Below are 11,002 nucleotides of genomic sequence, written 5' to 3'. Positions count from 1 at the left end.
GCCAAAAGCGGCGACCTTGCGTCATTTCGATGATGCGAGGTCGCCGCTTTCGCGTGCGGTCACGCGCGTGGACGTCCACGCTGATGGGGCAAAGGCTGGGAACATAGCTGTTGTCGTTGCACCCGTTGTCGAGAGGATCGTCCGTCATGAGTAGTTCCGAGCCACGGGCCACGGCCGAAGAGGTCAACGCGCTCGTCGAGAACTACTACGGCACGCTCGGTGCAGCCGGGTACGCCGAACCGTTGCCGCTGCATCCCGCCGATACCGCCCTCGTGCTCGTCGACATTCAGCAGCACCTCTCGACCCGCTCGATCCGCGCCTCACTCAAGCACGCCGGGGTGTACGACGAGAGCGCCGAACCGGTGCTGGCCGCGATCAACGCGGACCTGCAGGTCGCGCTCCGGAACATCAGCCAGGTGCTCGCGAAGTGCCGCGAGGTCGGCATTCGCCCCATCCATGTGGGCATTCAGTCGTACCTGCCGGACTCAGCCGACGCCGGGATGCTGCACAAAGCTGCCGGCATGTTGTACGCCCCCGGCTCCTACGATTCCCAGTTCCTTCCAGAAGCTGCGCCGCTCGACGGGGAGATCGTTCTGACGAAAACTTGCTCCGGCATCCACGTGGGAACGCACATCGACCAGGTGCTCCGAAATCTCGGTGTGCAGAACGTCATCGTGACGGGTTTCTACACGGACCAGTGCGTAAGCGCTTCGGTGCGAGATCTCACGGATCTTGGCTACCGGGTCAGCTTGGTTGATGACGCGATGGGGGCGATGAGTCCCGAGCGGCATCAGAACGCGCTACAGAGCATCCGGAAGCTGTACGCGAATTCTGAGAGCACTGAAGAGATCCTCCCCCGCCTCGACCAGGTCGCGGCGAAGCTGACGAAGAAGAAGCGCGGCTGGCTGTCTGGCCGGCACGGCAGGTGACCTGCCTGCTTTCGTAAAGTTGCATCAACACGCGTTCGATGAAACGTTAAGCGCGTAAAGTTGCATTAACCGGTGCAGCGGGCAACTTTAAGGGGTCACAATGGGCGAATACGTCGAGCGCCAATGGGCGCCGTCCTCAACGTTCGGCCTGTCCCGGCGAGAACAGACCGGCGGCACGTACCTCGCGTTCGTACCCGGCGTCCTGGAGGCACAGGGGCCGCCGATCAGTGCGAGCACGTTCTCGGTTGTCGCCGACGCGCAGAGCACGGTGTCGCGTGCGGACGGCATCATCGGTGAGTCCGAGCTGTACCTCAATCACCTGCTGCTGCGATCTGAGAGCATCGCATCCTCCCTCATCGAGGGTCATGTCATCTCCGCGAAGAAGCTCGCCCTTGCAGACGTGCTCGGCCGTGGGAAAGAGAACGCCGTCGCGGTCCTGCAGAATCTTCGCGCGATGGAATACGCGATTGACGTCGTCGCAGAAAAATGGGACATCGAGCTTGAAGATCTGGTGCAGCTACAGCAGACGATCACGCCGGATCTTGAGCGTGGCTTCCGCACGCAACAGAATTGGATCGGTGGGGGCTACTCCCCGATCACCGCATCGTTCGTGCCGCCGCCCGAGTCCGAAGTGGTGCCACTGTTGGAAGATCTGCTCGCGTATGTGAATCAGAGCGAACATCCTCCACTGCTGAAGGCCGCGATCGCTCATGCTCAGTTTGAGACGATCCACCCGTTCATCGACGGGAACGGGCGTACCGGACGTGCGCTCATCCACGCGGTCCTGAAGCGGGACGGCATCACCGATTGCGCCGTGCTCCCGATCAGCACGGTCTTCTCGACAGCGAAGGATCACTACATTGCGGGGCTCACGGCGTTCCGTGAAGAACCACCGAACGTGGACCTCTGGGTGCAGGAGTTCTGCCAGTCGGCCGTGCGCGCTGCGGGAAACGTCGTGCTGCTGAAGGAGCGGGCAGACGAGTTGGACGAGCTACTCCGGGAGCGCCATCATGCGTGGCGTTCCCGGCAGGGTATCCCCGCAGCGCCGCGCGCCGATGCGACAGTGGAACGAGTACGGCGAGATCTTGCATCCCAGCCCGTACTCACAGTTGCCGCGACGGCTGAGCGATACGGGGTGTCCCGGCCCGCCGCGGAGCGCGCGCTGACGGAACTTGCAGACGCCGGGGTGCTGAGCGTCAGCAAGAACCACCGCGGAGTGAGAGCCGCATTCGTCTCCGACGAGCACTTTCACCTGGTGACGCTGGCCGAGCGCAGCAACAAAGCAGGCGGCTGGGACACCGCGGACGAGGCGACCGCTTCACGGCTGGCACTGCCAGAGTCCACACTGCGGTGGCCACCAGGCGACCCGGTGTTTCACACCCAGAGCCGAAGCGGGGACTACGGAAACCCGCAGTCCCCGTCGGGCCTGGGCTACTAGCGCTCAGTAGCCCAGGACAGGCGCACTCGGCAGCACGTCCGGGCCTTGCTGTGCGGGCACGTAGCTTCCCTCAGTTCGAGGTGCAGGGGCGACTCTGAGTGCCGCTGCGGCGATCTGGCGATCGCGTTCCCGATTGCGCGCGTGGGCGTGCTCGCGGCCGAGCGGTTCGTCGGTGGCGACGCCGTACAGGTCACGGAAGCATGCGACAGTGACGGCGCGCCTGCGCCATTCTGATTCGGCGCCAGGGAGCTGCTCTCCGAGCGCTTCGAGCCACGGCTCCTTGTCCGCGATCGCGCGGTCGACGACGAGTTCTGCCCGGAGCTGCATCGCGAGCTCACGATCCCTCAGAGCCTTTCCAAAGTCGGGATCTCCAAAGTCCGGAGCCGGTTCGATGAGGCCGGCGATATGGTGCACCGTGTTCACGCTGCGGAGATGATCTGGTGCGTCGAGCGCGTCGGGGTCGATGCGGTACTCGGAGCGCAGCAGGTGAGCGAGCCGTGCGGAGACATCTCGAGTACTCCCCCGGTCCATGCGCTCGAGCGCCCCGCGCACCGCGTCTTCGAGGGTGGTGTCGGCCGCGCCCTCCAACGCGGTGAGCATCCGCCCGAGACGGAGGTTCGAACGGGTCTCTTCTGAGTCGATGCCGAAGGGGGCCAGCAGAGGCGCGAATCGGGCGTAGGCGTCGTGTTCGCGCAGATCTTCCAGGTGCGTGTTGAGGCGGTAGTGCAGCACTGCGAGCACGTCGCGTGCGCCGTCGAGGTCCCGGGTTGCGAGCAGTTCCGTGATCGTGCCGGGCACGTCGTGGCCGCGCGTTTCCAGGCGTCGGAGGTTCACAAGTACCGGCCCGAGATACGGGGAGTCTGGCGATTCCGGGTCGACCAGGTGCAGGTTCGCGAGCCCGGGGAGGTATTCGCGTTCGAGCTGGTCGGCGGTGAGGGTCTGGTACTCGGCCGCGAGTTGCCGGATCGAGCCGATGCGTTCGGCTTCTTCTCGGAGCGTGTCGTGGGCGGCGATGTCGCCGCCCTGTTTCGTGACGACGTGTTCGAGGGTTTCCCGCCAGGTGCGCGTCATTCCGAGCGCGCCGGGGTCGCCCATGTCGCCGTTCTCGTCGACGACGACATACGCCTTGTTCGAGCGCTTCCCGCGCGTCATCGCGACGTAGAACGTCTCCCGGGAGGCGCTGGAATCGACGATGGTGTGGGCGGTGTCGACGGTGCGGCCCTGGGAGCGGTGCGCGGTGGTCGCGTATGCGAGCTGCACGTGATCCCGGCAGTAGTCGGCGGGCAGGGTGACGTACTCGTCGCCGGCGACGGCGACGATGTCGCCCGTGTCCGGGTTGATGCCGGCGACGACCCATTCGTCGTTGTTTTTCACCCACCGGTCGTGATCGGTGCGGAGGGTTCTCGCGTTCTGACGCGTCACGATCCGATCGCCCGGGGATGCGACACCAGAGGCGATCACCGTTTCCTGCGTCGCGTCGACGTCGCCTTGTTCGATGCGCCAGGTGCGTGCGATGGTGTTGAGGCGCTCCACCATCTCGTTCGTGGGGGCGATCAGGAGCGACACGAGCCGGTCGCCGGAATCGTCCAGTGTCGCCTCGTCCGTTCGCCAGGCGTCGACGGCCTGGTCGATGATCGTTTCATCGAGGCCCGCGAAGACGCGGTCGTGTTCGATGTAGGCGTCGAGGCCGGCGGTTTTCCCGAGCCGGAGGAGTTTGGAGGCGTCCGCTTCCCAGTCGGCGGTGAAGCGGTGGAGGTTCACGAGCTCGGCGACGTCCTGCCGGTCGGAGGCGAGGAGCCCGAACGCGCCGCCGGCATCGACTGCGGCGAGCTGCGCCCAGTCCCCCACGAGCAGCAGCTTCGCGCCGGCCGCTTGGACCTGTGCGCGGATCGCGTCGAGTGCGAGCGTGCCCCCGATGGAGGCTTCGTCAACGATGATGAGTTCGCCTGGCTGGAGTCGGTAGTCGATGCCGTCTTTGGTGTCGGTGCCGCGTGCGGTTTCGTGGAGCCATTTCGCGGTGTTCTCGGTCTGGATGCCGAGTGATTCTGCGAGCACTTCGGCCGCGCGGGCGGTCGGGGCGAGACCGCGCACAGTGCCGGCGCCGTGCGTGAGTTCCCAGAGCTCGCGGAGCTTTTCAAGGCTCGTGGTCTTGCCGGCACCTGCGGGCCCGACGAGGACGTCGACCTGGCGGCCGCTGGTGACAATGTTCTCCACGGCGGCCGCCTGGTCACTGGAAAGAACGCGCCTTTCAGTCCCTGTCGGCAGGGAGATGTGGGTATCGACGATCGCTTGCTCGATGCGTGGGCCTTGCAGGGATCGGCCGGCTTCGAGGAGGCGACCTTCTGCATCCCACACTTCGCGAGTCGTGAAGAGGTCCCGCGCTTCGGGATGGAACATGTCCTGCCCGTCCGCGGTTCGGAACCGATACGGGGTGTGCAGGTGGTTCTTGGGTGTGAGCGGGATGGCTTGGGAGAGGACGAGATCAACGACTCGGTGCACGGCCTGGTCGCGGTCTTCGGGAGAGCGAAAACGCCACCCGGCGATCGCACGCAGTGCCGCGGTCTCGGCGTTGCGTCTCCCCCACGTCGACCGTGCGCTAGCGAGGGTGTGCAGCACGAATTCGGCGGCGTCTCGGGCAGCGTCGTCGTCGACGTCGTCGTGCCGGAATGACCACAGTGGGAGGTCCGCCTTGCGCGGCGCCGCTGTATCCAACAGTCGATCTGCGAACAGGAACGAGTCCCCGATGTGCGACTTGGCTCGCTCCCGCCAGTTCTGGGTGAGCTCTCGAAGCGATCGTGCTTTCTTCGCCGCACGGGTGGCGAACGTCGCATATTGGCGCATCTTGATGACGGCTCGGTCGCTGGGCTGTTTGCAGTGCTCCTTGACGTACTTTGCCACCAGTCGATCCTTCTCTTTTCGGATCGCATGTGATCGTGTCGAGTATTCCTCCACGAGAGTTTTCGGCACCCCGTCGATTTGCCACTTCACCGATCCGGGATTGGTGCCGGCGTCGATCGAGAACTGCTGCCGTGCTGCCGGCGTATCGGGTCGCTGCGATTCGACCAACCATTCCCGGTACTGCTCGGGGCGCTGCAGGACGTCTTCGACGGTCCACTCGATGCCGAAACGGGAGGAGAGTTCGTCCATGAGGACGCCGTCGTAGTACGCGCCGGCCGTGGCCACGGCTGGCATCAGGGACCAGCGGGAGTCGATCGTGCGCCAGCGGCCGTCTTCTCCTTGGACCCGGTTGGAGACGAGCATGTGCGTGTGGAGCTGCGGGTCTCCCTCACGGGAGTCCCAGTGATCGAACAGTGCGGCGGAGATCCCGCGCACGTGCGCCTGCGCGACACCGTCTGCCCCGGTGCGGGTGCGAATGATGTCGGTTTCGAGTTTCTCGATCGTTGCTTGAATCGCGGCGTGGTGGGCTTGCCGGATCTCGTCTTTCAGTGCGGGATCTGCAAGCGCCCACCACGAGCTCACGCTCTTGGGTGGGGAGAACACGAACTCGAACCCGGCCACGGACTGTCTCTCGGGCTTCTCGGTGACCTCTCGCCGGATCTGGTCTGCGAGCGCTTCGAATTCGGGCTCGCTGAGGTCACGGTTCTTCGGGTCGGCGGCTGCCGCCTGGATCTTCCGCTCGATGCGTTTCTCGAGCGGGAGGACGGTGTTGTATTTGCGGCCGAGCTGTTGCCCGGTGGTGGGGTGCACGCCATCCCCGAAAAGTGCGACGAGTTCGCGTTCTTCAACTGCCGTGCCGACGTCGAGGCCGAGTGCGGTGGCTCCGCTTCCGGCCCACGCGCCGGGTGGGGTGCCGTTCGACATGTAGTACGCGGCTTTGCCTTCGGCGCGGTCGATGGTGTGCTCGTCGGCGACGGTGTTCATGAGGTAGCCCCAGGCGTCTCGCGACGCACCAATGAGGGTGACGGTCATCATGGTTCAGTTCTCGTTTCTTCGGGCGGCTCGTTGGGCGCGTTTGCGGCATGTGGCGTCGCAGTAGCGTCGGCGCCGGCTCTTCCCGTGAGGGAAGGGCGTCATGCAGAACGCGCAGTGGACCGGGGAGAGATCGCTCGCTGCCCGGTAACCGCGCTTGCGGCACGTCGTGGAGCAATACATGTGGCGTGGATTGCGTCGATCCGGGAGGAAGACGTTGGAGCAGTGCGGGGCGGCGCACGAGTACAGCAGAATGCTGGTGAGGACGTCGACGCGTCGCGCGCGTGCTTTCTCGGCAAGGTTCTGGCAGGTGTTGCTGCAGTACCGCCGTTGCTTGGTGGGGGTCAGGAACGTGCGCTCGCATCCTGACCGCTCACACCGGGTCTCCCAACCGGTGCCTTCTGGTCGAGGAGCAGCCGGGTGGGCGAGCCCTCGTGACTGCCGGATGCGTTTCTCGAAATCGCGTTGGGCTTGCGTCTTTCTCATGGGGTCACCGCGGTTAGATCACACATACATCCACTCCGATCCCCATGCGACGTGGTGGCCGTCAGGCACGGGCTGGTGTGCTCGCTCTAGGAGCGCATCGACGTCTTGCACGGGGCCGGCGAGCCGGGTGCTGGGTGACGGAAGGTCGAAGTGCTGCATGAGGTCGCTGACGTCGGCTGAGTCGAATGCAGGGGCGACGATGTAGAACGACTCGATTGCGCCGACGACGATCTTGGGTTGCTGGGTCGGTTCGATCAGGAGCGACAGGAGCGGTGTCCATCCCCGCAACATGGCTTCGTTGTAGGCGCCCTCAACCTGCGACAGCACGGGTGCGTCGCTTTCGAGAGGCTCCGTGATTCTGAGGGAGAAGTCGGCACGCTTCGTGGCTTCGTAGAACCAGGGGTGCGCTGAGGTGAGTTGGGCGACCTGTGGGAACGGGAACGAGAAGTCGTTGTGCCAGGTGTGACGGATGATCGGGTTCATCCACTCGGGGACGCTTGGGTTGTCGCCGGACGGGTCTGCGAGCATCGCTGCCTGCCACGCCTCCCATTCCGCGGGCGACCACTTTCTCACGTAGTCGTCGTCGAGGCCGGCGACGTTCTTGAGCCAGGCGAGTGAGTGCTGCAGCTTCTTGAGTCGGGAACGGATCATGGGTTCTCCTATGCAGACGGATCGGTAGAGGGGCAGGGCAACCAGGCTTCTGAGTGGGAGAGCTCGATGCTTGCGCTGTCGAGCTGGCTCCGAGCGCGGTCGTGATCATGGCTGGCTAGCGCGAACGTGACTCCCTCGGAACCTGAATCCGCGGACGCAGCGTCGAGGCGGTTTAGGAGGGATCGAATTGCGTCGATACGTGCATCGGTGACGATGATGTCGCTTTCGGTGATCCCTCGCCAAGACCAGGCTTCAAGGGCGTCAGCCCGCGACGCGTACTGCGTGCTCGTGATGCGTCGGCCGGTGAGTTCGTCGTAGTCGTTGAACAGCACTCGATGGCACTCGACGGGGTGGGCTTCGATCTGAATCACGGTGGTTGGGAAGGGCAAGAGGGGCCTCCGGGATGGGTTCTGATGTGGACGTTCAAGGTGAAGATGTGCGGGGCTGCGCAGTTCGTGTCACGGAACGCGGGACGCGGTTTCCCTCGAATGCCAGTCGTGTATGGGTGAAAGTCCGGCGAAATGCAATGGAGCCGGACAGAGCAGCGCGAGGCGCTGCGGGCAGTGGCAGGCCGGAGGGCTGCACGTACAGATGGGGTTCGTGTGCGCAGTGAAACGAACGGTGGGGTGCGGGTGTGCTGATGGGTGAATAGCGGCGTGGCTGGCAGGAGCCGGGGCGGGGGTGTCGTCCTCCCCCTTGGTGCGCGCGTCGGCCTATCTACAGGGCATGAGCGATCACCCCACCCCAGCAGTGCCCGCGATCGTGCAGTGCACGTTCTGCCTCTGCCCCAACATCATCACCGCCGACGATCTCGAGGCGCTCTGCAAGAACTGCGGACTCGACCTCTCCCGCCTGGGCGTCTCAAGTGCCGCCCCGGCGCCGCCTGAAACTGATGGCACGGTCTTCTCGCAGGGGCCGGACGACACTCTCAACGGTGCTCAGGCGATCGCGACGCTCTTCGCTGATGAGACGTCACCCGACAAGGCTGCTTCCGTCGTCGATGCACCACCCATCGAGACGACAGCGACAGCGACAGCCGAGGCGGCCGCGAATCCAAAGCCGACCCCGATGTCGACGTCGACGCGGAGGTCGCCGATTCATCCGTGGGTCATCACTGGCGCGTTCGCGGTCCTCATCGTGGGCGCGATCATCACGACATGGGTGCTGCTCTCGACTCCCCCGAGCGTCGCGTCGGCCGACGCAGCGCCGAAGCAGGCGACACCGATCACCCTCGAAGGCTGGAACGCGACACCCGCCTGGACCTTCGACGCGACAGCAGAGGAGACCGCCGAGAGCGCTGACGGTGCGACACTGCTCGTCACGACCCGGGATGACGCTTCGATCGTGGACACGACGACCGGAGATCTGCTCGCGACGCAGGAGCTCGGCGGCGACACGTCGGCACGCGCCTACTGGGCAGGCGACACTGCCCTCGTCGTCGACGGCGACACCCTGCGCCTCTGGTCAGCAGGGCAAGGATCTGGCTCAGATGTATCGGGCGACACCGAAAGCGACCAGGCAGGGTGGGCGACGACGAAGCTCGGCGACGCGACAGTGTCGCTTCGCGGCGACGCGATCTTCGCTGTCGCAGAGGTCGGGGCAAAGTACGAACTCATTCACGCCGACGCGTCACGCGACGCCGTGACCGTTCCGACCGAGGGTGCTGTCCCTGTCGCGGCATCCGGCGACACGATCACCTGGGGCACCAACAAGGGTGTCGCCTACGTCACCGCCAGGGACGGGAGCGACAGTCGCGACACCGTCCTCGCCGCGCCCACAGACGCTGCGTCCGTGTCTCGCTGGATCAGCGGCGACACGAAGCATGTCTATGTCGTGTGGAGCGACGGCGACACTGACACGGTCGCCGTCCACTCGCTCGAGAGCGGTGATGCCGTTTCGACCCACCCCCTCTCTGCTGACCGAGAAGCGGCAGCGACATCGACCCGGGACGGGGCGCATGTCGCGTACGCCGGTGTGCTGATCGACGCGACGACAGGTGCCATCACCGAAACCAGCCACGACATCGACGGGACCGTGGGCGAGCGGTTCCTGACGACAGACCCGCTCACTCTCGTGAACCCGACCGGAGACGCGACGCCCCTCGAAGGCGACAGCGTGACCCTGGTGGCGATGTCGCCAGACGGAGATCTCGTCGTGAGTACCGGCGACGCGATCGCCTCCCTCGCTCCGGCATCCGCAGACGCAGGTGCGCGGACCCCGTGATCTGTCTCATGAAGCCGGCCCGAATGCGCGGACCTCCCACGAGGCCGGCCATCGACCACCACCCCACATTTATGGAGAAGAACCCCGTGAAAATCAGACCCTTCATCACTGCAGCAGTCGCTGCCGGCATCGTCCTCGCCCCGACCGCGGCGATGGCAGACGACACCATCGCAGACACCCCCATGACCACCGAGTTCCAGGAGACGGAAGTCTTCGCGAACGCGCAGGACTGCGAAGCGACACCGGCGCCCCCGGCCCCGGTCGCCCAGACCGTAGTGGCCGAAGATGCCGCCCCCGCCCCAGGGGATCTGTCTACCGAGAACACGGTGACGGCAGAGAACGTCAAGGTAGTCCCCGGTGACCTGCCTGAGGCGCCGGCCGATCCGGTCGACTGCGGAACCCCGACCATCCCGTCCCTCCCCGGTGATGGCCACATCGACCCGGTCGAACCTGTTGACCCGGTCAACCCCGTCGAGCCGGTCGATCCTGTCGCCCCGGTCGCCCCGGTGGATCCCGTCGTGCCGGTCGCCCCGGTGGATCCCGTGGTGCCGGTGGCGCCGGCAGATCCGATCGAACCGGTCGCACCGGTGGATCCGGGCGTGGTGCCCGGTGAGTCTGTCACTCCGGTGGGGTGGACCGAGACGCCGAATCAGAACATGCAGCAGATCTCGTACCCTGATGCGTTGGCGACGACGGGCGGGGAGCCGGCCAGCTGGCTCGGAGCCGCTGCAGCAGCGACGCTCGCTGCAGGAGCTGCCCTGTTCGCGTTCGGCCGCCGCAAGCGCGGTGCAGAGGCAGCGGTGTAGCGATGAGCACGGCGACTGCAACGACCAACATCATCGTCACGCACGCGTGCGGTCACGCTCATGCGCGGGATCTTTCCGACACTGCGGCATCGCTGCGTTCGGATAAGGCGAAGTGGTGGGCGACCCAAGAATGCAAGCCGTGTAATGCGGAGACGTTCGCCGCCCGGCAACGGGCAAAGCCCGTCTCCGCGGAAGTGAAGGCCGCGCGTGCGGCTCGCCTGCAAATGGCCCTCGATGATGCGCAGCGAATGAACCTGCCGCCGCTGCAGGGCTCTGAGAAGCAGATCCCGTACGGCACCGAGCTGCGCTACGACGCGATGCGGCTCTTGTACGAGGAGCTCGTGCAGTCGGAACGGATGACTGAGGACGAGTACGACGAGAAGGTCACGACGCTCGCGCGCAGGATCAATCGGGCGAAGTTCTGGATCGAGCACAAGGAATCGTCCATCGACGACTTCCTCCTGGACCTCGCGGACCCCGGCGATCAGAACATCGGCACGGAGAACCCGTACTAGAGGGAGCTAAGCCACTCTCGTAAC

8 protein-coding genes are annotated in these 11,002 nt (G+C 65.3%); 5 read left to right on the top strand and 3 right to left on the bottom strand.

Features of this window, described 5'->3' with window-relative positions; translation table 11 throughout:
* Positions 1–146 precede the first annotated feature (146 nt).
* Both AB0O71_RS13625 and AB0O71_RS13620 read left to right on the top strand, forming a co-directional pair.
* Positions 147–929, top strand: coding sequence for an isochorismatase family cysteine hydrolase (locus AB0O71_RS13625; RefSeq protein WP_010155288.1), 783 nt, complete (start codon positions 147–149; stop codon positions 927–929).
* 100 nt (positions 930–1,029) lie between these two features.
* Entirely contained in the window at positions 1,030–2,367 is a 1,338-nt protein-coding gene (locus AB0O71_RS13620) for a Fic family protein (protein WP_363746183.1), read from the top strand.
* Between the two features lie 3 nt (positions 2,368–2,370).
* Here the strand turns inward: AB0O71_RS13620 and mobF are convergent, their stop codons facing one another.
* The 3 genes from mobF to AB0O71_RS13605 form a co-directional block, all read right to left on the bottom strand.
* Positions 2,371–6,300: a MobF family relaxase gene (gene mobF, locus AB0O71_RS13615; protein ID WP_010155290.1), complete on the bottom strand. Its 3,930-nt coding sequence runs from the start codon at positions 6,298–6,300 to the stop codon at positions 2,371–2,373.
* Between the two features lie 501 nt (positions 6,301–6,801).
* Positions 6,802–7,434 (bottom strand): hypothetical protein, encoded by a 633-nt coding sequence (locus tag AB0O71_RS13610; RefSeq protein WP_010155291.1) that lies wholly within the window; start codon positions 7,432–7,434, stop codon positions 6,802–6,804.
* Positions 7,435–7,442: 8 nt separating this feature from the next.
* Positions 7,443–7,823 carry a hypothetical protein gene (locus AB0O71_RS13605; protein WP_363746179.1) on the bottom strand — a complete coding sequence of 127 codons (381 nt, stop codon included), beginning with the start codon at positions 7,821–7,823 and terminating at the stop codon, positions 7,443–7,445.
* A gap of 337 nt (positions 7,824–8,160) precedes the next feature.
* On the opposite strand from AB0O71_RS13605, the gene AB0O71_RS13600 reads away from it, so the two are divergent.
* The 3 genes from AB0O71_RS13600 to AB0O71_RS13590 all read left to right on the top strand — a co-directional run bounded on the left by AB0O71_RS13600 (position 8,161) and on the right by AB0O71_RS13590 (position 10,978).
* Positions 8,161–9,657, top strand: coding sequence for a hypothetical protein (locus AB0O71_RS13600; protein WP_363746177.1), 1,497 nt, complete (start codon positions 8,161–8,163; stop codon positions 9,655–9,657).
* Between the two features lie 86 nt (positions 9,658–9,743).
* Positions 9,744–10,463 carry an LPXTG cell wall anchor domain-containing protein gene (locus AB0O71_RS13595; protein ID WP_363746175.1) on the top strand — a complete coding sequence of 240 codons (720 nt, stop codon included), beginning with the start codon at positions 9,744–9,746 and terminating at the stop codon, positions 10,461–10,463.
* Between the two features lie 2 nt (positions 10,464–10,465).
* Complete coding sequence (locus AB0O71_RS13590; protein WP_143025973.1) at positions 10,466–10,978, top strand: hypothetical protein; 513 nt, start codon at positions 10,466–10,468, stop codon at positions 10,976–10,978.
* The last annotated feature ends 24 nt before the right edge of the window (positions 10,979–11,002 follow it).

Source organism: Leucobacter sp. NPDC077196 (assembly GCF_040687075.1).
Classification (GTDB): domain Bacteria; phylum Actinomycetota; class Actinomycetes; order Actinomycetales; family Microbacteriaceae; genus Leucobacter.
This window is presented reverse-complemented; position numbering and strand designations above follow the sequence as displayed.

Coding starts and splice junctions, on each gene's coding strand:
- AB0O71_RS13600 (WP_363746177.1), top strand. CDS start 8,161: ATGAGCGATCACCCCACCCCAGCAGTGCCCGCGATCGTGCAGTGCACG.
- mobF (WP_010155290.1), bottom strand. CDS start 6,300: ATGATGACCGTCACCCTCATTGGTGCGTCGCGAGACGCCTGGGGCTAC.
- AB0O71_RS13590 (WP_143025973.1), top strand. CDS start 10,466: ATGAGCACGGCGACTGCAACGACCAACATCATCGTCACGCACGCGTGC.
- AB0O71_RS13610 (WP_010155291.1), bottom strand. CDS start 7,434: ATGATCCGTTCCCGACTCAAGAAGCTGCAGCACTCACTCGCCTGGCTC.
- AB0O71_RS13620 (WP_363746183.1), top strand. CDS start 1,030: ATGGGCGAATACGTCGAGCGCCAATGGGCGCCGTCCTCAACGTTCGGC.
- AB0O71_RS13625 (WP_010155288.1), top strand. CDS start 147: ATGAGTAGTTCCGAGCCACGGGCCACGGCCGAAGAGGTCAACGCGCTC.